This window comes from Rossellomorea orangium (assembly GCF_019334305.1).
Lineage (GTDB): Bacteria > Bacillota > Bacilli > Bacillales > Bacillaceae_B > Rossellomorea.
Window position 1 is genome coordinate 680455 of the sequence record NZ_JAHWGH010000014.1, and the last position, 20722, is coordinate 701176.

26 protein-coding genes are annotated in these 20722 nt (G+C 44.7%); 11 read left to right on the plus strand and 15 right to left on the minus strand.

Annotated elements, in window-relative coordinates; translation table 11 throughout:
• Window positions 1-5 precede the first annotated feature (5 nt).
• On the plus strand, window positions 6-233 hold the full coding sequence (locus KYJ26_RS13140; protein ID WP_219167745.1) for a hypothetical protein: 228 nt from the start codon (window positions 6-8) through the stop codon (window positions 231-233).
• A gap of 48 nt (window positions 234-281) precedes the next feature.
• On the opposite strand, the gene KYJ26_RS13145 is transcribed toward KYJ26_RS13140, so the two are convergent.
• The 8 genes from KYJ26_RS13145 to queF all read right to left on the minus strand — a co-directional run bounded on the left by KYJ26_RS13145 (window position 282) and on the right by queF (window position 8946).
• Window positions 282-1349, minus strand: coding sequence for a nitric oxide synthase oxygenase (locus KYJ26_RS13145; protein ID WP_219167880.1), 1068 nt, complete (start codon window positions 1347-1349; stop codon window positions 282-284).
• Between the two features lie 114 nt (window positions 1350-1463).
• Entirely contained in the window at window positions 1464-1979 is a 516-nt protein-coding gene (locus tag KYJ26_RS13150; RefSeq protein WP_219167747.1) for a GNAT family N-acetyltransferase, read from the minus strand.
• 79 nt (window positions 1980-2058) lie between these two features.
• Window positions 2059-3030 carry an NAD(P)/FAD-dependent oxidoreductase gene (locus KYJ26_RS13155; protein ID WP_219167748.1) on the minus strand — a complete coding sequence of 324 codons (972 nt, stop codon included), beginning with the start codon at window positions 3028-3030 and terminating at the stop codon, window positions 2059-2061.
• Between the two features lie 87 nt (window positions 3031-3117).
• Entirely contained in the window at window positions 3118-4998 is a 1881-nt protein-coding gene (gene abc-f / locus KYJ26_RS13160) for a ribosomal protection-like ABC-F family protein (protein WP_219167749.1), read from the minus strand.
• 223 nt (window positions 4999-5221) lie between these two features.
• A complete protein-coding gene (locus KYJ26_RS24230) occupies window positions 5222-5335 on the minus strand; it encodes an RAxF-45 family protein (RefSeq protein ID WP_307513897.1) in 114 nt (37 codons plus the stop codon).
• A gap of 78 nt (window positions 5336-5413) precedes the next feature.
• On the minus strand, window positions 5414-7054 hold the full coding sequence (locus tag KYJ26_RS13165; RefSeq protein WP_219167750.1) for a DUF2339 domain-containing protein: 1641 nt from the start codon (window positions 7052-7054) through the stop codon (window positions 5414-5416).
• A 106-nt stretch (window positions 7055-7160) separates the two neighbouring features.
• Entirely contained in the window at window positions 7161-8009 is an 849-nt protein-coding gene (locus KYJ26_RS13170; protein WP_219167751.1) for a YitT family protein, read from the minus strand.
• 439 nt (window positions 8010-8448) lie between these two features.
• Complete coding sequence (gene queF, locus KYJ26_RS13175; protein WP_034761195.1) at window positions 8449-8946, minus strand: preQ(1) synthase; 498 nt, start codon at window positions 8944-8946, stop codon at window positions 8449-8451.
• 334 nt (window positions 8947-9280) lie between these two features.
• On the opposite strand from queF, the gene KYJ26_RS13180 reads away from it, so the two are divergent.
• The 3 genes from KYJ26_RS13180 (at window position 9281) to KYJ26_RS13190 (ending at window position 11133) form a co-directional block, all read left to right on the plus strand.
• Window positions 9281-9931: a cobalamin B12-binding domain-containing protein gene (locus KYJ26_RS13180; protein ID WP_219167752.1), complete on the plus strand. Its 651-nt coding sequence runs from the start codon at window positions 9281-9283 to the stop codon at window positions 9929-9931.
• Window positions 9932-10165: 234 nt separating this feature from the next.
• Window positions 10166-10552 carry a hypothetical protein gene (locus KYJ26_RS13185; RefSeq protein WP_219167753.1) on the plus strand — a complete coding sequence of 129 codons (387 nt, stop codon included), beginning with the start codon at window positions 10166-10168 and terminating at the stop codon, window positions 10550-10552.
• A gap of 23 nt (window positions 10553-10575) precedes the next feature.
• Window positions 10576-11133 carry a beta-class carbonic anhydrase gene (locus KYJ26_RS13190; protein WP_219167755.1) on the plus strand — a complete coding sequence of 186 codons (558 nt, stop codon included), beginning with the start codon at window positions 10576-10578 and terminating at the stop codon, window positions 11131-11133.
• 165 nt (window positions 11134-11298) lie between these two features.
• On the opposite strand, the gene KYJ26_RS13195 is transcribed toward KYJ26_RS13190, so the two are convergent.
• A complete protein-coding gene (locus KYJ26_RS13195; protein WP_219167756.1) occupies window positions 11299-12021 on the minus strand; it encodes a 5-formyltetrahydrofolate cyclo-ligase in 723 nt (240 codons plus the stop codon).
• Window positions 12022-12120: 99 nt separating this feature from the next.
• On the opposite strand from KYJ26_RS13195, the gene KYJ26_RS13200 reads away from it, so the two are divergent.
• Complete coding sequence (locus KYJ26_RS13200) at window positions 12121-12573, plus strand: DUF2269 family protein (protein WP_219167758.1); 453 nt, start codon at window positions 12121-12123, stop codon at window positions 12571-12573.
• A gap of 176 nt (window positions 12574-12749) precedes the next feature.
• On the opposite strand, the gene KYJ26_RS13205 is transcribed toward KYJ26_RS13200, so the two are convergent.
• Window positions 12750-12896 carry a hypothetical protein gene (locus KYJ26_RS13205; RefSeq protein ID WP_219167760.1) on the minus strand — a complete coding sequence of 49 codons (147 nt, stop codon included), beginning with the start codon at window positions 12894-12896 and terminating at the stop codon, window positions 12750-12752.
• A gap of 47 nt (window positions 12897-12943) precedes the next feature.
• On the opposite strand from KYJ26_RS13205, the gene KYJ26_RS13210 reads away from it, so the two are divergent.
• On the plus strand, window positions 12944-13387 hold the full coding sequence (locus tag KYJ26_RS13210) for a GNAT family N-acetyltransferase (protein WP_219167761.1): 444 nt from the start codon (window positions 12944-12946) through the stop codon (window positions 13385-13387).
• Window positions 13388-13419: 32 nt separating this feature from the next.
• Here the strand turns inward: KYJ26_RS13210 and KYJ26_RS13215 are convergent, their stop codons facing one another.
• Window positions 13420-13737, minus strand: a complete 318-nt coding sequence (locus KYJ26_RS13215) for a phospholipase (protein WP_219167762.1) — start codon at window positions 13735-13737, stop codon at window positions 13420-13422.
• Window positions 13738-13909: 172 nt separating this feature from the next.
• Here KYJ26_RS13215 and KYJ26_RS13220 point away from each other — a divergent pair, with 172 nt between their 5' ends.
• On the plus strand, window positions 13910-14413 hold the full coding sequence (locus KYJ26_RS13220; RefSeq protein ID WP_219167764.1) for a peroxiredoxin family protein: 504 nt from the start codon (window positions 13910-13912) through the stop codon (window positions 14411-14413).
• 41 nt (window positions 14414-14454) lie between these two features.
• On the opposite strand, the gene KYJ26_RS13225 is transcribed toward KYJ26_RS13220, so the two are convergent.
• Complete coding sequence (locus tag KYJ26_RS13225) at window positions 14455-15366, minus strand: phosphotransferase (RefSeq protein WP_219167766.1); 912 nt, start codon at window positions 15364-15366, stop codon at window positions 14455-14457.
• Between the two features lie 110 nt (window positions 15367-15476).
• Here KYJ26_RS13225 and KYJ26_RS13230 point away from each other — a divergent pair, with 110 nt between their 5' ends.
• Both KYJ26_RS13230 and aldA read left to right on the plus strand, forming a co-directional pair.
• Entirely contained in the window at window positions 15477-16499 is a 1023-nt protein-coding gene (locus tag KYJ26_RS13230) for an NADP-dependent oxidoreductase (protein WP_219167767.1), read from the plus strand.
• A 175-nt stretch (window positions 16500-16674) separates the two neighbouring features.
• Entirely contained in the window at window positions 16675-18123 is a 1449-nt protein-coding gene (aldA, locus tag KYJ26_RS13235) for an aldehyde dehydrogenase (RefSeq protein ID WP_219167769.1), read from the plus strand.
• Window positions 18124-18210: 87 nt separating this feature from the next.
• On the opposite strand, the gene KYJ26_RS23980 is transcribed toward aldA, so the two are convergent.
• Window positions 18211-18333 carry a hypothetical protein gene (locus KYJ26_RS23980; RefSeq protein ID WP_257474994.1) on the minus strand — a complete coding sequence of 41 codons (123 nt, stop codon included), beginning with the start codon at window positions 18331-18333 and terminating at the stop codon, window positions 18211-18213.
• Entirely contained in the window at window positions 18327-18560 is a 234-nt protein-coding gene (locus KYJ26_RS13240; RefSeq protein WP_219167771.1) for a hypothetical protein, read from the minus strand. The genes KYJ26_RS23980 and KYJ26_RS13240 overlap by 7 nt, the downstream gene beginning before the upstream one ends.
• 159 nt (window positions 18561-18719) lie before the next feature.
• Here KYJ26_RS13240 and KYJ26_RS13245 point away from each other — a divergent pair, with 159 nt between their 5' ends.
• Complete coding sequence (locus tag KYJ26_RS13245; protein WP_219167773.1) at window positions 18720-19142, plus strand: RDD family protein; 423 nt, start codon at window positions 18720-18722, stop codon at window positions 19140-19142.
• A 34-nt stretch (window positions 19143-19176) separates the two neighbouring features.
• Here the strand turns inward: KYJ26_RS13245 and KYJ26_RS13250 are convergent, their stop codons facing one another.
• Window positions 19177-19593 (minus strand): GNAT family N-acetyltransferase, encoded by a 417-nt coding sequence (locus tag KYJ26_RS13250; protein WP_219167774.1) that lies wholly within the window; start codon window positions 19591-19593, stop codon window positions 19177-19179.
• Window positions 19594-19726: 133 nt separating this feature from the next.
• Here KYJ26_RS13250 and KYJ26_RS13255 point away from each other — a divergent pair, with 133 nt between their 5' ends.
• Complete coding sequence (locus tag KYJ26_RS13255) at window positions 19727-20527, plus strand: VLRF1 family aeRF1-type release factor (RefSeq protein WP_219167776.1); 801 nt, start codon at window positions 19727-19729, stop codon at window positions 20525-20527.
• Window positions 20528-20722 lie beyond the last annotated feature (195 nt).

A 20722-nucleotide genomic window follows, 5' to 3' on the forward strand; every position in this document is an offset into this window, starting at 1 on the left:
ATACCATGAACGAGGAGCAGTTGGAAGATCTGTTCGGCTTCTATGGATATGAGGATTTATACAAGAGATTCAAGACTCCCCTTTATGTGACCGGCATCATGGACGATGCCGACGCCGAATTACTCGAGGATTTCTTTGAGAATTTCAAGTTCGATTGTACTGTTTTGTTCGACGAGTTCAGGTTCTGGTTCCAATATTACGAAGTTTCGAAGCGTCCGCCTTTTACATTATAGTCCTCAAAAAAAGCTGTTCTCTGCACATTCACAGAAAACAGCTTTTCTTCAATATGGTTTCTCCTGATAGAAGTAATTGGTCGAATTCCACGTATTCTCGTATTCTTTATGAAAGATATGGGTCGTCGCCGGCGAAACAGGCGGGATCAACCACGTCCAGTCCCCGGTTACATCACGGTCAGCTTGTTTTTCATTTTCTTCAAACAGGCGGAACTGCTGAGCAGCCGTATGATGATCGACAATGCTTACACCATCTTCTTTAAAAGAATGAAGCACGGCGATATTCAATTCGATCAGTGCCTTATCCTTCCATAATGTAGCCGCTCTTGATGTATCAAGTCCCATGCAGCTTGCGACTTTCGGGATCAAATTGTAGCGGTTCTCATCGGCAAGATTCCGTGCACCGATTTCCGTTTCCATATACCAGCCGTTAAACGGGGCAGCCTTGTAAGAGATCCCGCCGATTTTCAACTCCATGTCAGAAATGATCGGGACGCCGTACCACTTCAATCCGAGATCCCGAAACCAGTCGAATTCAGGGTGACGGAGAGGTACTTCCAGTGTAAGATGGGGCTCAATGTTACTCATTCGCGGGGGCTCGTCCCCGATTTGCACGACGAAAGGCAGAACATCGAAGTCAGTCCCTTGCCCTTTCCATCCAAGCTCCAGGCATTTATTCGTAAACTCGATGGAATGGGGATCCCCTCTGTAGTGACCATCATCCTCATAACCCGCATACCGGATCAATTGGTGATTCCATAAACGGATGTCAGGCTTATTGGGATGGGACGGTCTGAATACCGTGATCGTCGGGCGGATTCTTCCACCGTTGGACGCAAATTCCAAGTGGCGCTCTAACGCCTGGAACACCTCATCCTCGGTTGCAGCTTCCCTTTCGTCAAATACGTTCAACGAATTCCAGAACAATCGGCCGATGCAGCGATTGCTGTTCCTCCAGGCCATTTTGGCGCCAAGGACAAGCTCTTCGTTTGTATGGGTATAAGTTCCTTCTGTAGCAATTTCATTTTCTATTTGTTGTAATCGAAACGCGATGTCTGCTTCGCTTTTATTCAGTTCCATAAACACTTGTTCAATGAAGGCTTTCGCCTCATCCATAATCGGTGTCAATATAATCGCTTCCCTACTATCTTATTCAGCGCATACTGTACCTTCAAGTATACCATTTTTCCCATACCTTTTTCCTTGGTACATTTGAACAACCCTTGAATTCTAGAGATTCACGGCTTTCTCATAGCATCGGTATTCCTGATGTCCTTCAGGTTTAGAGGTGAAATAAACAGAGCCCCTATACTCATATCCCATTTTTTCATAGAGAGTGTTGGCTCCTGTGTTTCTGTAGTATGCATCCAGCCGGATACTTCTGTAGCCTTTTTCCCCGGCAAGTTCCTCACATTTTTCCATGAACGTCTTGCCAAGGCCCTTCCCCTGTTGAAGGGGATCGAGAAACAGGGCGTGAATCACCCATTCGTCATCAAGCTGCCAATCTATTTCCGACCATTCAGGGGATTGCCATTCATTCAGAGTGGCGGATCCTGCCACCTCTTCGTCCACCATGAGCACATAGAGGTTCCCGTTATCCATCACTTCTTCAAAGTACTCCCTGCTTGGATACTCATCGTTCCATTGAAGAAGGCCTTTCTCATCCAGATCCTTTTTGCACCTGATATAAACGTCCATTATGGTGTCGAGCTGTTCACGGGCTGCCTTGATTAAGTGTATATTCATCGTTTATCTCCTGCTCATCCATTGATTTTTATGTATCCATTATAGTCTTTGTCCTGAGCAGGGTCGTTATGCGGACGGATCAAATTCCCTTCCCCTTGCAGGCAACCCTTTCCCCAGCTGAAATCCCCGATAAATAAGCGCTCTCAAAGCGCGTCCTCCCTGCTTCGTCATCTTCACGGAGAAACGCATCCCCACAGATGATGATCCTTTTACTTGTCCCGACTTCGACAAACGGGCTGCGCATCACCGTCTCTGCTTCAGCATATCTCCAACGCTTCAACTCTGCTGTTGCAATCTCACTTCCCTCTGCAAGATAATGTTCTGCCACCCTTTGGATTTCAGTCAGTATTCCGTCGTCCTCGAGCGTTTCATTCTTCTTCGCCCACTCCCCCGTCATATATACACTGACAGTGACCGACTGGGAAATACCTTTCTTATGGTGATCCACCACCCTCTCAACCCCTTCAGGCAGATTCTCATCCGTATGTCCCGGTGAGGGGATGCTGCTTAATCCATTGAATGTGAACATACCAACAAAGCAAGGGGCAAATGAAATAGTGGAAACCAGTGGTTCAGTCATCCCCGGCAACAGCAATAATGCCTGGGGTACGGGAGCCGTTACGATACAATGATTCGTGAGGATTTTTTCTCCGCTTTCCAGTTCTATTTCAAGAGGTACGTCCCTCCCGTCGCGAATGGCAGATACCTTCGTGTTCAGTTTGACGGGGATGGTTTCGGCCAGTTGTTTGGCAAGGGCATTCATACCGCCCGTGGATGTGTATCGGGGATAGGGGTTTCCAAACCATCGCTTCACCCACCCTTCCTCGAGCCATTTATCTACATTCTGTTGGAGCTCTCCGGAGCGGACGGTGAAGAACTGGGCTCCGTGGTCGGCCTTTCCTTCTCCTATTCGCCTTGTGGCTAGCCTCCCTCCGACGCTTCTGCTCTTCTCTACTATGAGGATATCTTCTACCCCTTTTTCGAACAGTGCCCTCGCCGCCATGATTCCCGACAGGCCCCCTCCGATAATGATCACTTCTTTGGTTGTCATGTATTCTCATCCTCTCTTTGCTTTCATTATACGAATTTCATCTGGAAAAATGGAAGGGAGATGACTCCTGTCGTCATCTCCCTTTCATTACGCCAAAAATTCTTCTAAATCTTGATACATCCGGTTTCGTTCCTGTTCTTTCAGTTCTTTTTCCATGTACAACTCTTGAAGGACGTCCAGATCTTCCACGGAGAGAAGCCTCTCATCGATGGAGAAGATTTCCTCTTCCACCCGTTCAAGATCCGCTTCAATTTCTTCCATCTTTCGGGAAGGTTTCGGTTTCTCCCGGACCGCTTTAGGCTCCGCTCCCTTGACTACTTTCACCTCAGGCTCTTCAGGTGCTATTTCAGGAAGCTTCTCTTTCGCCCAGCTGTACGGGCCGTCAAAGTAGTAAAGCTTCTTCCTATGAATCCAATACGTTTTATGAAACAGCTTATTTAAAAAGTAACGGTCATGGGATACGGCGAGGATCGTGCCCTTGAAATCTTCCAGTGCGTCCTCAAGCACCTCTCTCGAATCGATATCCAAATGGTTCGTCGGCTCATCGAGGACAAGGAAATTGATGTCCTGATGCATGAGTTGTGCAAGTCTGAGTCTCATCTTTTCCCCACCGCTCAATTGGCCGACCTTCCTGAACACATTCGGGCCGTAAAACAGGAACTTGGCAAGAATATGTCTGGCATCCCCTTCCGTTACAGGTACCTCTTCCCTAAAGGCATCAATCAACCTGACAGCGGGATCTGCCACTGTAAAGTGCTGAGATAAATACCCAAGCTTCACATTGCTTCCGAGCTTCACTACACCATTATCCTCGGATTCCTCCCCGAGGAGCATCTTGATGATCGTCGATTTCCCGGTTCCATTCTGACCGACAATGGCTGTACGGTCCTTGAAATGGACGTGAAGACCGGCATCTTCAAATAAGATCTTCTCTCCATAGGCTTTCGAAACATCCTCCATGGAAAACACGATTTTCCCGCTTCGATCACTTTCCTCAAATTCCAATCCCATCTTTTTACGGTCAAGGATAGGCCTCTTGATTTTCTCCATCCGCTCCAGGGCCCGTTCCATATTACGTGCCCGTTTATGGAGGGCTTCATTCGGGGGATTGGCCTGATTCGCCCATTCTTTCAACCTTTTAATGGCCTCTTTCATTTTCTTGATTTTCTTTTGCTGCTCCTGATAGGCCTGGAACTCGATCATCAAACGTTCTTCCTTTTCCTTCACAAACCCGGAGTAATTCGTATGATAAACCGTCAGCTCGCCGTCCTCTAAGTCAAATACTTTGTTAATGACGTGATCGAGGAAATAACGGTCATGGGAAATGCACATCACGGTTCCTTCATACTCTTTCAGAAAGTCTTCCAGCCATTCGACTGCCCCGATATCAAGATGATTCGTCGGTTCGTCGAGAAGCAATAAGTCCGGCTTTTGCAACAGGATCAGCCCGAGGCATAGCTTCGTCTGCTCCCCCCCACTGCAGTCATTGAAGTCTTTTTCCACAAGCTCTTCAATATCAAGACCGTTCACGATTTTCGCGATATTGGACTCGATCTCATATCCTCCTGAAAGAGTGAATTGATCTTGAAGTTTTCCGTATTCCTCTAGTAATCGGTTGAGCTTTTCAGTATCATGCTCGGCCCCCATCCTGCTTTCCAGGTCTTTTAACCGCTCGCCTGTTCCAATCAGCTCAGAAAACGCGGATCTTAGGACGTCGTTCCCCTTCGTTCCTTCTTCGTACTGAGGGATTTGTGCGAGGTAGCCTACCTTCGCACCCTTCTTCAAATGAACGAGCCCTTTATCCGGTGTTTCCACTCCTGATAGAAGCTTAAATATCGTCGTCTTTCCTGTCCCGTTACGACCGACGAGTCCGATCCGGGATCCTTCCGGTATTTCAAAGGATAAATCCTCAAATATGAGATTTCCGCCAAACATCTTACTTAATTCCTGTGCGCTGCAAATAATCATTGTCCTCTTCCTTTCGGGTATCTTTATATAGAGGTAAGAGATTCAATAAAAAAACCATGGAGAAGCAGAAGGCTCCCCCATGGCCGATGGAAATGCGGATTGTTCACCGCACTCCGCCTTTTATAAAAGAAAATAAAAAAGAGAGCGAAAACGCCCCCTTTTTTCCGATTCTTTCATAGAAAAGTGATTGGAATTGAGACCTCTTACCGTTCAGTATTCATATTCACTTGCTGAAAAAGGGCATACGTGTCCCCTTGAACGCAAATGCATGAAAAATTGCACGGCAAAGGTAAATAAAATCTAAATACTTCCCACGCAATCCTACAGAACGATCCATCTCAATTCCACCTCCTTTTCTTATCCCGATAGTTATTGATACTATTATATAATTATTCTGAAAGCTTTTGCAACGTGTTTATTTCTTTTTATAGAGAATCCTTGATAATACGAGCCCGATCACACCGATCGGAATCAGGATCATGGCACGGATCGTGAAGTCCAGGAATACAAGATCGGCAAGGAAAAATTTCACTAAGGCAAGAGCCAGGAAGCTGATCCCCACCCAGCGGTAGAACACATCCTTCCTGCTTTCCCCGTAGATGAGATAGCCGATGGACAGTGATGCGATCGCAACCGTGAAGGCCGTCGTCCGAGGTGTGTACTCCCAGCCGATGACGATGAAATCCGTCAAGCGCAGGACAAAGAACATGACGAGACCGGTCAGAAAGACTTTTACCGTGGTCGTTGGAACATTCAAGAAAGAAGAGTCCTCTTTGTTAAAACGGGAGAACAGGTATACATAAGTAAATGCAAAGATGAAAATCGGCAATTCCACACTGAAGAAATCCTCCGACGCACTGGTCATCATCCCCAAGAAAGAAAACATCATTAAGAGAAATGAACCGGCAAGGCTGACATAACTTTCCCTTCTACCCGCAAGCCACAACAGGGCATTCGCCTCGATCGCAACCAGCACAAAGCGCCAATCGTATTCAAACCATTCAAATAAGAAAAGCAGCACATGCAGGAATCCAAGGACAAGCAGGACATCCTTCGTCCGCTTCTTCTCCTTTGGTTCAATGAAGGAAACCCCGATATACACAGCTGCGAACGCCACATAGTAAAGAAGGGGAATCTCTGCATAAATGTCATTCAACAATCCAAGAAGAATGAAGCTGCCTGTCACGAGGGCCGGAATCATCTCGGCACTCACCCGTTCATCCCGATTAAGGACAATCAGCAACAGAATGTACGCATGCTGAATCGCAAACGGGATCAGTACGGTCAATGTGATCTCCCCAACTCCAAAGGCCGCAAAGAAGAACAGGGAAAAATAGAGTAAATAATAATGAATATTCCATGCTATCCGGTATCTCTTCAACGTGCTGAACGTCATCAACACGAAGAACAGCACAAGCTCATAGCCGTAAAAAAGCCATTCATTCCGTTCGTCCCCTGCAAAGATGAACGGAAACAGATAGGCTCCGGCCCCGATCAAGCAAAGGATCAACTGAGAACCGTGCTTATGAGATGCCCACAGCCCGACGGATATGATGACGATTAAAAATAGATTTGTGGTGACTCCTCCTATATAACCGTATAAGATGTTAGCCGAAAATAGTGTTATGATCGCAAGGACAATGCTTCCTGAAAGGAGAGTGATGGATAGTTTACGCTGATCCCGGCTGTATTTCTCTCCTAATAGATACATCACGATACTGATCAGGGCACCGCTCAACACCCTTAACCCCGGCGTGACCCAGCCGTTTTGGGAAGCTGCCATGAATCCCCAGATGCTTCCTATTAATAGGACGAAAAGGAATACTTTTGGAAGCCAGCGCTCCACTGAAAAGTCAAATGGCTCTTTTTCTATGGAGTGCTCCGTTTCGTTGGCAAGCACCTGCTTTTCTGGCGGCTCTGTGTAGACTTCTGCTTTTTGTATGACGGATGATTCGTTTTCACGCTTCGCCTGAATCAGCTGCCTTTTTACGATATACAGTTCTTTTTCCAGAAAGCTGATTTTTTTCTCCAGTCGTTCAAATTCTTCTTTTTCCAATATCCCCACCCCCTTACTTCTATTTATACAGGAAGACTGGGATATTTTCCTTTATTTTTCAACCAAACGAAAAAACTCCACCCTTTTATATAAGGTGGAGTCTCTTCTATGCTAATCGTTTAAAGTTTTGACCAAGAATTTCGTTCATGGTGTGAACCGTGATGAATGCACGGTTATCCACCTGAGTGATGAATCCTTTCAGCTTTGAGAAGTCCTTGCGACCAAGAATCGTCGTGATGACTTCTTTCTCGTCGGACGTGAAAGCCCCTGTAGCTGTATGAATCGTCGCACCCTTCCCAAGTTCATGAACGATATAGGATTTGATTTCATCGCTGTAACGGCTGATGATGACAATCTCCTTATTCGAATTGAATTGCTGCAATGCATAATCTATGACAAGTCCATTCAGGATGACACCGAAGAATGCATACATACCGACTTGAGGACCGAACAGGACTGCCGATGACAGTGCGATGGATAGATCCGCCAACAGTACGCCGCGGCCCACATCTATATTGAAATATTTATTAAAGATCAAGGCGATGATATCCGTTCCACCTGTTGATGCCTGCTGGTTGAACACGATGGCCATACCGGTTGCGGCAATGCACTGACCAATGATCAATTGAATCAAGATATCATTGCTAAGTGGCGCGCTCATTGGAGCAAATCTCTCTAATAACCAGACATAGAATGAAAGGGCAAAGCTCGCGTAAATCGTTTTTGCGCCGAAATTAAAGCCGAGAAAGATCACACCGACGATAAACAGAATCACATTGATGATAATCATGAACAAACCAAGAGACATTCCTGGAAACAGATCGTTCATGATGATCGACAATCCACTGACTCCCCCTGTCGCTAAATTATTAGGCGATAAGAAAAAATGGACATTCACCGAAACTAAAAATGCACCCAGATTCATCATTAAGAAGGAAAATATTCTTTGTCGCATCACCGCAACCTCCTTTTTCTTTAAGATTTTTTTGGTTTTCCGTAAATGGTTGAACAACGGGATTATAAAGCCCATAAAGACCCTTTGTAAAGGGAATCCGGTTAAAAAAATAAGGTTTAATAATTGTGAAAATTGGAAGGGTTTGCAGATGGGGTGGGTGTAGACACCCGGTTAGGATAAGAAAGGGAGTTATTGTTGATTTTTATACAAGATGATTCCATTTTCTAGAGAAATGATGACATCATACTTAGAGGAGAATTGTTTTTTCAATTAATGGTGAATTGAACCGGAATCTTTCAGTATCCAGCGGAAAACACATCTATTCCAGCTGATTTGATGCAAGATACAGCCGTTTCAATGATTATTTCAGCCAATAAACAATAATTACCATTCAACAAAAAAAAGAAACGATTCCTTCCAAGGAATCGTCTCTTCTAGCTTATCGGTTATCAATTTTCTCCGGATACAAATCATGATTCATCAAACGATGATCGGCCATCGTTTCGTATTTCGTACCTGGCTTTCCATAGTTGCAGTACGGATCGATGCTGATTCCGCCACGCGGGGTGAATTTACCCCATACTTCGATATAGCGCGGATCCATCAATTCGATGAGATCATTCATGATGATGTTCATGCAGTCTTCGTGGAAATCCCCGTGATTACGGAAGCTGAACAGGTACAGTTTGAGTGATTTGCTTTCGACCATCTTTTCACCAGGGATATAGCTGATGTAGATGGTAGCAAAATCCGGCTGACCGGTCTTCGGACACAGGCTCGTGAATTCCGGGCAATTGAATTTCACGAAATAGTCCCGATTCGGGTGCTTGTTGTCGAATGCCTCCAGGATATGGGGCGCATACTCGAATAAGTAATTTGTCCCTTGATTCCCTAATAATGATAAATCTGTTAAATCTTCGTCTTTACGTCCAGACATGTAAAAATCCTCCTCTTCATAGTGACACGAATGAAGGAGGACATAGCATTAGCCTAAGAATCGACGGAACAGGCAGGAAAATTGCAAAATATGTTGAATCCTGTTACGCTTAAAGGATAACTTGGCACAGATTAGTCCAAGTCAGATTCATAGTACCATAGTTTTTTATAGAGGGTTAATGCTATGAACCTCTCTCAGTTAACCCAGTGACACATTGGTGTTATAGAGGTAATAATAAATAAGAATTTTGCGAAAGTCAATCCAATTTCCAGAAGGAATTTCGATTAAATTCATTGAATATATTAAATGGTATTTTTGCTAGGAGTGATCGTAAATGAATCAACTGGTAAAGGCTTTCACCAAGTCTATTCTCGAGGGAGACGTGCATTCATTATTGGAATTGCATTCCTCTTCCATTCACTCAAAAATAGATAACTTTACTTTTTACGAGAAAATCATTAAACCTTCTATGTATAGAATAGGTGACCTTTGGGAGAAAAATCAAATTACCGTTGCAGATGAGCATCTGGCCACTGCAACCCTTAAATATTTGCTTGCTACTGTTTTTACCCATCAGGAAGCTTTTGAAAACCACCCGAAAGCCCTTTTATTCTGTATAGAGGGCGAGCATCACAGTCTGGGGCTCGAACTTGCAAACGAAGTATTCAAGGAGAAGCAATGGAATACCCGCTACCTGGGCTCCAATGTCCCTGTCAAGGATGCACTGGCTTTCATCAGTGCATGGGAACCCGATGCCATCGGGATCTCCATCGGTATGACGACTGAACTGACTAGGTTAAAAGAGTGTATAGAAGAAATCAGATCTCATCATGAAGAGGTTGAAATACTCGTTGGCGGCAGATTGATTTCCAACTATTCCCTTGATTTTCTGGATAAATTCAAGGTGACCAGCTTTCACGATTTGTTGGAGCTAAATGAATATCTGACCGATATGTCCGACGGGCTTGTTTCCCTAAAGGGCTAACTCATTAACCATCATCAACCGAACAAAATGAGGTTCTACAGATTGTTAACCCACATGGTAATTTCGTCTTTTGTGGCGACATAGGGCAATGACGTCCGGAATCTTTCACAAAGGAGTGATCATGTGGAAAACTTACATTTATGCCCTATCCCCTACCTATTACTGGATAGGCAGTTTAATTTAATAGATGCTTCTAATTCAGGCTATGATTTTTTAATGCCAGGTGAAAATTTCATGTCCATTGTAGAAGAAGAAAGTTCACCGAAATTTGCCCGCATCATCCATAAACATACCCAGGGTGAAATGGAACTGAATTTGAAGAAGAACGATTCTTTTGAGCTTTTCGACCTCTTCTTTCAGTTTTCAGACCTGCAACAGTATTTTCATGTAGCCATCATTGCAAAGGACAACCAGTATAAAAAGGTGTCAGAGCAAATGAACGGCTTGTTCGACCTTATGGGTAAGTCCACTTATCCAAGAAAAGAACCGAACCTCACAGAAGTACTAGCGAAAGTTTCTTCATTATATTTAAAACTTGCCAACACATCTGATTGGAATCGACAAGAAGTTATGGATAAAATAAAAGAGATAGAACATCACATTCAACAAAATGTGAAATAACTTTATTTTATAGGAGAGACGATATGACTTTATTAACGAACATACTTGATTACAACAAACAATTTGTAGAAGAACATTCGTATGAGGAGTACCGGACAACCAAGTTCCCGGACAAGCGCCTAGTGATTCTTACTTGTATGGATACTCGTTTAGTAGAGCTATTACCTAAGTCTATGAACATGAAAAACGGGGATGTAAAGGTCGTCAAAAATGCAGGCGCCATCGTAAGCCACCCGTTCGGAAGTATCATGCGCAGCCTGCTCGTGGCAGTCTACGAACTACAGGCAGACGAAGTGATTGTGATTGGTCACCACGACTGCGGCATGAGCGCCATCAACAGCGATCAAATCCTGAGCAAAATGAAGGACCGCGGGATTACGGAAGATACTCTCGACACCGTCAATTACTCAGGAATCGATCTTCACGACTGGCTGAAAGGCTTCAACTCCGTACAGGAAAGCGTCGCCCACAGTGTCGACATGATCAAGAACCATCCGTTGATGGATAAAAAGATCCCTGTCCACGGGCTTGTCATCAGTCCAGAAACAGGGAAGTTGGATCTTGTTGTAGAAGGGTATTGAGAAGAAAAGCGGAGGCGGCTTGAGTAGCCCCGACAAGCATAACTATAAAAACCCCCTGCAGGCGTTACGCCTGCAGGGGGTTTTTAATTACTCAGAGGGACGGACCTCCAAAATCACCACTATTTAACTCAACATTCCTATTATATCAATGTTCCTGAACTTAAATCAGAGGTCCGTCCCTCCAGATAAACCCTTCAGTTCTTTCAGGGTCGGCATTTTTTCCATTTCGTCTTCGGTTACGTGGTCCCATTCAATTCCAGATGGTTTTGGGTATGGGGTGTGGGTTTCGGTGATGCCTTTTTCTGTGATGATCCAGTCGACTGCGAGGTCGTAGGAGTCTCTTGGGATGTCGTCTTCTACCAGCTGTTCACTATTGATCGTCGTGATCACCGGCACGGGCTTGTTCCCGATTTCACGGAGAATGGCGTATTCACGATCGGCATATCCCTCTCCCTTCCCTAGCCTTCTTCCGTCGGGATGGATGGCCACGGACCCCACAACGATGAGATCGATGCTTGGGACATCAGTTAAAGGGACGACTTTCCCATATGTATTCATATGCTTGATGCTCGCTGCTTTTCTTTCCTCTCCAGCCGGGACCCATTCAGGCTTGATCATGACGAATCCATCCTTCAAGCGAGGTGTGGGAATAAGAAGGGTTTTTCTGTCTTTCAGTATCGCTGCCCTGAGTGGAAGCTGAGGGGCATCCGGATTCACTTTCACTACGCTGGCAGATTTATAAATATCCATACTTTGAACAAATGATGCTGCTTTCTCGGCCCCTTTAACATTCGGGATCCTCCCCACTAATGGGAAAGGAAACCTGCCAAGCTTCTCTTCTGTCAGACGGTTCCATACTTTATGCCTTATTTCATCTTTCACACTCATTACTTTTTCCTCCCCCTTTTTTCAAAAAACCTGGAAACAGGTACTATTTTACTATACAATGAAAACTGGTCAAAATTACCTTATATGGAGGTGAATAACATGTCAATTTATGGACTATTGGTTCTTGTCCACGTTGTGGCTGCAGTTGCTGGACTTGGTGCAAGCTTCTCTATGCCCGTCGTGATGAGAACACCCGAAACGTCACACCAGGCGAGATTCTCTTTGGAGCTTAGCAAGAAAATAGAAGTGTTTGCAAAGGTCGGCAGTATCGTTTTACTAATCACTGGACTCATTATGGGTATCCTGAACCCTTATTTATTCAAAGCCGGTTGGTATATTGCATCCATCGTGATTTATATCGGTGTACAATTCATCGTTGCCGGAATCATGCCGAAAAAAGTGAAGCAGATGGCAGAAATCATCCATGCCCACGAAGGTGACGACGTCCCTGAATCTTATGGAAAAATCAACTCAGAATTAAAACCTTTCAATATCATTATACATAGTGCTGCTATTATTCTTATTATCTTAATGTCTATCAAACCGTTTTAATCTGAGTCACCAGCCTGCTTGTATCGCAGGCTGGTTTTATTATTGGCTTGAGGAAGAATCATAAAGCGTCCGCTCCATACTTTTACCATAATATGTATTTTGACGCATAAACACTTAATAATGACGCAATTAATTCCAGAATGACGCAATCCCTTAAAAAATGACGCAATCACAACCTAGAATGACGCAATTATCTCTATTTCCCCGACCTCATAGCTTAATTGCCCTTTGAAACCTTCACTCCTGAACTGTTTTTCCAATCCAAGCATCCTCTTTTTCAACTCTGACCCGATTTTCCCTTCTATATTGAACATCACCGGCATGTTCTGCCCCCATGCTCATACAATAGTGTATGTAAGGAGTGATTCGTATGAAGATATCCCGCGCCCGCCTTTCAGATTTGGAAGGACTTGTGGAACTGTTTAATGACTATCGTATGTTTTACCATCAAATGTCGGATAAGCCTGGGGCCAGGCAGTTTCTCGAGGACCGTCTGTCACATGATGAGTCCGTCATCTTTGTCGCCATTCTGAATGGTGTCTATGTAGGGTTCACCCAACTTTATCCTTCTTACTCCTCCGTATATTTGGAACGGATTTGGAAGCTGAATGACCTTTATGTATCCTCTCATGCACGGAACCTGGGTGCCGGTCAGATGCTTCTGAAAGCAGCAAAAAAACATGGTGAACAAACGAATGCGAAATCACTCATTCTGGAAACAGACTGGGACAACGTGCAGGCACAAGCACTGTATGAAAGAAACGGCTATGAAAAGGATGACTCCGTGTACCATTACACTCTTAACCTCAAATAGAAGGTCCGTCCCCCGACGCACCTTCTTTTATTTTATATCCAAGACCCTCTGCATCTTGTCCTTCCACATCGCTCTTCCCTGCACTTAACGCTCGTCTGAAGCTTCATGTATTGATAAAAAAGAAAAGCATGTCTTCCTTCCCGTGAACCGTGATCGATCTCTCTCTCCAGTTTCCTCATGAACATCCGGTCACACTCACAGGTCGGACCGTACCGCTCATAGCACAGGTCGTGGGCTTTACACGCTGCATCCACCGAATTGATTGGCGCACCCGGACCGCTGCATCCCGGTCCACACCATTTATATTCAGGGAAGATACATAATTTAGGCCCCGCATTGTTTTTTCTCATCGACTTCTTCCTTTCCGCTCATCTTCTGAACATTGATACGTTTTATTTCTAACATAAAGGGAAATACACTCTATGTAAGAAAATACAAGTACTATACTGTATGTATGTCAATCTGGTCAGGTTTGTCCTAATGCCTATCTAAGCGTAAAAGAAAATCTAGGAGGAATGAATAATGTCAACTTTCCAATTAAACGATACGGTACCTAATTTTACACTCCCGGCAGTTTCAGGCGAGACATTCTCGTTTGAAGAACACCAGAAAAATCATCAAAGCTGGCATCTCATCGTCTTCTTCAGAGGATCATGGTGCCCGGTATGTCAGGAAGAATTAAGGGAACTGCAGGCAAATAAAGAATACTTCGAAAAACATAACGTCCACCTGCTGACGATCTCCAGCGATAAGATGGAAGATTTACAGGAATTTGCGAATAAGGAAGATCTCACTTTCCCGGTTTTAGCCGATGAAAATTTAGAGGCCATCAAAGCTTATGATGTTTTTTATCATGGAGAAGATGCCCCATATGAGGATCATGGTCAGCATGGGGAACCTGCCTACTTCCTTGTGAATGAAAAGGGACAGGCCATGTATCAGCAAAGACAAACAAGCCCGTTCGGCCGTCCCCATGCCAATGAGCTTCGTAAAATCGTCAAATACATTCAAAAAAACGTGAAATAAGAAAAAGCCTGGTCGGTGAATCCCATCAACCAGGCTTTTCTTCATGTCAGCGCAAGCTCCAGGCATTTCTGTGCTTCCGTGACCGTATGGGGCTGTTTTTCATGATAACCGTAAAGAAGCAACACGGCGTTTGTATAAACGGCTTTGAATCGTGCGTATTCAAGCTCGGTCTTCCCGACCTTTCCGTATTCCTCTAAAAACAATTCACGAGCTGCTGGATAGAGAAAGCTGTACATGAGGTTTAAGTCAATGGATCTGTGACCGAGATGAACATCTCCCCAATCGATTACCCCAGACAGGATCCCATCCTGATCCACAACGATGTTTTTAAAATGAAGATCACCATGAACGAGGGTGATGTCTTCCGGCAGTGTCTCCTTCGGTAGATTTTGGAGGTAATTCTCCAATAATTCCACTTGATGAAACAGGTTGAGATTCTTAATTTCATTTGTATTTTTCCCCAGGGTAGCCTTTCGCTTCTCGACACTCAGGCGAGACAACTCATCATAAGGTACTCCATTTCCCTTCGCCTTTTTCACATTCGTCCCGTGAAGTATTTTAAGAAAACGTGCCAGCCTGATCGCAGATTCCCTGTCTCTCATCACTCCTCTGGCCAGTGAAGGAATCGTCCCTTTCACAAACCGGTACCCTATGAACGGCCATTCGTATTCAGACGAAGGCTTGCCATAATAGAGCGGAACAGGAATTTGCAGACCCAGATCAGCTTCTGCAATCATCGGCAATAGTTTTCCTTCCGTTTCCAAAAGCCTGACCGCTATCTCCCGGCGGGGAAATCGGAACACCAAGTTGTCATTCACTTTCATCACCGTATTATCAAAGCCATAATCAATGATCTCAAGGTCCGTGAGAACCAATTCCGGGAACTGAGACTCAATCAGCTGTCGGGCCTGACCGGTGCTGACAGCTACTTCTGCATCCCATACATTTGCCATCATTACCACACCTTTCTCAAGTGTTATTCTTTGTAGAACCTGAACTTCTTGTGATAAGTTTCAAGTAATCGGAAAAAATGAATGTAGTCAAATTCTAAGGAGGAATCATTATGCTACCTGAAAAACAGCAACAAATTCAATTAGTCTCCCGTCCTGAAGGAATGCCTGTGAAAGAGGATTTCCTTTATAAAGAAATTGACGTGCCACAGCCGTCCAATGGGGAAGTGCTTGTCAAGACGATTTACCTTTCCGTGGACCCATATATGCGCGGAAGAATGTCTGATGCCAAATCCTATGTTGAACCTTTCAAATTAAACGAGGCATTGGCCGGCGGAGTGGTAGGAGAGATCGTGGAATCAGAATCTGCACACTTCCAAAAAGGGGACTTCGTGGTCGGCATGCTTCCTTGGCAGGAGTACTCCATTGCGAATGAAAAAGAGATCCGCACCATCGATCCGGATGTCGCACCGATTTCGACTTACTTAAGTATCCTTGGAATGACAGGACTAACTGCGTATTTTGGTCTTATGGACATCGGTCAGCCGAAAGAAGGTGAAACCGTGGTCGTGTCCGGTGCTGCAGGTGCAGTCGGATCCGTCGTCGGGCAGATCGCGAAGATCCAAGGTGCCCGTGTCGTCGGGATTGCAGGATCTGATGAAAAAGTCAGCTACCTGACGAATACTCTCGGATTTGACGTTGGTATCAACTATAAAACAACGGATAGTATTTACGCATCTTTAAAAGAAGCATGTCCGGATGGCATCGACGTGTACTTTGAAAACGTCGGTGGTGAAATCGGTGACGCTGCCCTTAGTTTACTAAATAAGCATGCGCGAATACCAGTATGCGGAGCGATTTCCTCCTATAATAAAACCGATCGCGACCTTGGACCGCGTGTTCAATCCAGATTGATCAAATCAAGCGCACTCATGAAAGGCTTCGTCGTCAACGACTATAATGACCGCTTCAAAGAAGGCGCAACCCAGCTTGGCGAATGGCTTTCCCAAGGAAAACTTCAATACGAAGAAACCATCACAGAAGGCCTCGACAACGTAACCGACGCCTTCCTCGGACTCTTCCAAGGAAAAAACATCGGCAAACAACTCGTCAAAATCGCAGACCCAACCAAATAACCATTTTGAGGGACGGACCTCCATATTCACACCTAAAACCCTGATATATCAACATTCAGGTAGGTGAGAGTGGTGTCCGTCCCTCTTCTTTTGCACATCCCTATGTTTACTCCACCCCATTGGACGGGAAAAGAGTTTGATATGAGAGAAAACAGTTTATTGAGGAGGAAATATAGTGGAGAAGTACCAGATGTATGTGAATGGTGAGTTTGTTGATAGTATGTCGAAGGAGACGTGGGATGTGATTAATCCGGCGAATGAGGAGACGATTTCATCTATTCCACTAGGTACGGAAGACGATGTCAATCACGCAGTGGATGTTGCCCATACGGCTTTCCTTTCATGGAGCAAAGTTCCTTCGAAAGAACGGGCTTCGTATTTATATAAAATCGCTGATAAGCTGGAGGAACGCCGGGATCAATTCGTTCAGATGCTGACAAGGGAGAACGGAAAGACATTAGCAGCTTCTGAAGGAGAAGTAGATCTTGCCATCGAATATTTCCGCTACATGGCGGGCTGGGCGCTCCGCTACGAAGGGGAGATCCTTGAGAGTGAGCGTTCGAACGAGAACATCCTCGTTTATAAGAAGCCGATCGGAGTCGTTGCGGGAATCGTTCCATGGAACTTCCCGATGTTCATCCTTGCCAGGAAAGTGGCACCTGCACTCGTGACAGGTTGTACGATCGTTCTGAAACCAAGCCAGTACACTCCGAACACGGCCTGTGAATTTGCCAAAATTATAGATGAAGTGAAACTGCCTAAAGGAGTATTCAATCTAGTGACCGGAAAAGGCTCTGATATCGGAAATCCAATGTCCAGTCATCCTAAAGTACGCATGGTTTCTATGACGGGAAGCTATCCCGCAGGCTCAAAAGTGATGGAGGCAGCATCCAAGTCCATTACGAAAGTGAACCTGGAGCTGGGAGGTAAAGCCCCGGCCATCGTCACCAAGCATGCCAATATCGACCTTGCCGTCGAAAAAATCAAAACGTCCAGGATCACAAACTCCGGTCAGGCATGTACGAACGCGGAACGGGTCTATGTCCATGAGGATGTGGCGGAAGAATTCATCAACAAGATGACCGACGCTATGAAAAACACAACGGTTGGTGATCCAACAAATCGTGATAATGATATCGGACCCCTCGTCAATAAAGACCGCCTAGAAACCGTGACGGAAATGGTCAATACTGCCGTTGAAAACGGAGCAAAAATCCTGACTGGAGGAAAACCGGTTAACATAGACAAGGGGTTCTACTTTGAACCGACCGTCCTTGTCGATGTGAAGCAGGATATGGACATCATCCAGGAAGAAATCTTCGGACCGGTCCTCCCTATCATGACGTACAGGGATTTTGATGAAGTGATCGAGCTTGCCAATGATACGGAATACGGCCTGTCTTCATCGATCTTTAGTGAGAATCTCCACGAAATCATGAGAGCGGCAAACGAACTTCGTTACGGGGAAACCTTCGTCAACCGGGAGAACTTCGAAGCCATCAACGGGTTCCATGCCGGTCGCGGTCAATCTGGAATCGGCGGAGCCGACGGTAAACACGGATTGAATGAGTATCTCGAAACGCATGTTGTTTATCTCGAATATGATGAAAATTATAAAGGATAAAACAGAAAGCCTGGCCCTGGACGGTCAGGCTTTTCTTATTTACCACAACAAAAAAAGCCCCCCTGGATGAGGGGACTTTAATATCGATTATGAAATGATGAAGAAGTTTGCAAGAGCAAGTAAGAATAGAATAATTGCAACACCGGAACTCATCCATAGAATATCCTGAAAATCCATCTTCATGTCAGCCAGTTTGTCTTTATTTAGCAACGAACTTCACTCCCTTGAAGATTTTCAATAAATCCAATGACTTTAAAGAGGGACATGTCCAATTTCGGATCGACTGATGTGGAGCAATTGGAACACTCGATTTGATTGACATTCATCGTTGAACGAAATTCATTCTCACAACATGTACACTCCAGTATATGTAGATCCTTTTTCTTTCCTTTGCGATCAAATTGGATTCGCTCTCTTCCCTGATTAATATAGCTCATCATATTCTCTCCCGTCGAATGTTATTTAGTACATATTTACCCGATGTAGAGAACATAAAACGTGATTTATTTGATTTCTTGAAGAAAATGATCGTACAGAACATTGCCGAAGCCTCTCTATGCTACAATGATCACAGACTATCGAAGGAAGGCGGCGATATGATTAATCATCCGGCAGGGTTTTGGATCCGGCTAGGCGCAGGAATAGCCAATGGGTTCTTTATTAACCTTCCACTACTTGTCCTTTTCGCTATTGTGACGGACGAATTCAACCCCGATGATCCAATTGTTTCATTACTTATGTTTCTCTACTTTCTACTGACACCCGTCTTTTGGAAGGGGTACGATGTAGGGAAAAAGACAATGGGCATACGAATCGTGAAGAAAGATGGTAGAAACGTACATATAGGAAATATGTTGATGCGAAACGTGGTTGCCGCAATATTTTATCTGATCACTTTCGGTTTCGGTGCCCTTCTAAGCGCATTCTTCGTTATATTCCGTGATGATAAGCGCGCAATCCATGACTTCATTGCTGGAACGTATGTAACAAAATCGTCTCCTGAGGAAATGCCCCTGTAATGGGAAATGAAAAACAACCAGCCTCGGCTGGTTGTTACAATCGTTTCTCCATAAAATGCTGACTCTGCCCCTTCGGAAAATCCTTAAGCACACCAAACTCCTTGTACCCCATCTTCTTATAAAACGTCGGCGCCTGGAAGCTGAACGTGTCGAGCATCACTAAACGGCACCCTTTTTCCCTCGCATACTCTTCTGCCTCGTGAAGTAATTTCGCCCCATATCCACCTTGTCTGTAATCCTCTGATACCCAAAGAAAATCCACATGGAGATGGTGCCAGAACATTTGACCGGTCACACCACCAACGATTTCCCCCTCATCATTACGCATGACAAAACTGACCTTTTCAAGGGGTGTTTTCGTTTCTTCATCGATTTGGGACATATTGTACTCAATCAATTTTTGCCGTATGTAATCACTGTCTTCTTGAATCCACTGCTTCTTGATTTCCATCTTCATTCCTCCTCTATCACTCTATTTTTCCTGAATATCCACCCCCAGTCAATTCCCTTTTTTGCCAAAATGATGTTTAAACACTTCCTCAACCGTTTATATGAAAAGTAAGAAATTCATAAGGAGGAGTTCCATGTCTTTAAGCAAAACGCTCAATGTGTTGGAAAACTTGTACTTACAGAAACCCGATAAATTACTGACGGTCTACTTAAACACGGACCGGAGCGATCCTGATCAGCAGGGTGGCGAGTGGAAGATTGCCCTTAAGAACGGTTTTAACCGGCTCGAAGAATATCTCGAAAGTGCGCCTGAAGAACAAGAACGTCTTCAAGCGATCCGACCGAAAGTGGAAAACTACGTGCACAGCCTGGAGCGCGAACTGCCACGAAGCTTTATCATCTTCGCTTCAGCGGACAGTGGAATCTGGGAGACATTCGAGCTTCAAGTCCCGGTCGAAACGAACTTCTACTGGGAGGAGAATCCTCATCTCGATCAGCTGAAATCCCTTCATAAGAAATATCCTTTAACGGGCCTTGTCCTACTTCAGCAAAATCAAATCAAGATAGTCACCTCCACGTTCGGTGAAATTCAAACCAGTGAGTTCATGGAATTCGATTTGGAAACCGATGACTGGCGGAAACATGAAGGACCCCATCATGCGGATGTCAGCATGGGAAGCGGCGGCGGGAAAGCCAATCAGCAGGAAGAGTTCGAAAACCGCCTGAAGGCCAACCAACAGCGCTGGTGGAAGAGTCTCGGCAGCCTCCTCGACAAAAAGGCCGCGGATGAAAAATGGGAACGGATCGTCCTCGTCGGGGATAAGGAAGAAGCCGCTGTCTTGGAAGAAAGCATGAATAAAGAAGTTCATGAAACCATCGGGAAGAATTTATTGAATGAGAATGAGCATAAAGTAGTGGAGAAACTGTTGGCATAATTATAGGGTCCACCGTCTTTCGTCAGGACGGTGGATTTTATATATCTGTCGTTTTGAAGTTTTTCATGCCGCTTTTCCTGGTTTATCTGCCGTTTTCTAATTTTATCTACCAAATCCCCGATATATCTTCTAATCTGCAGAATTCACGCAGATCAATAATATCTCTAAAACAATTTCCTCTAAACAGGCACACGC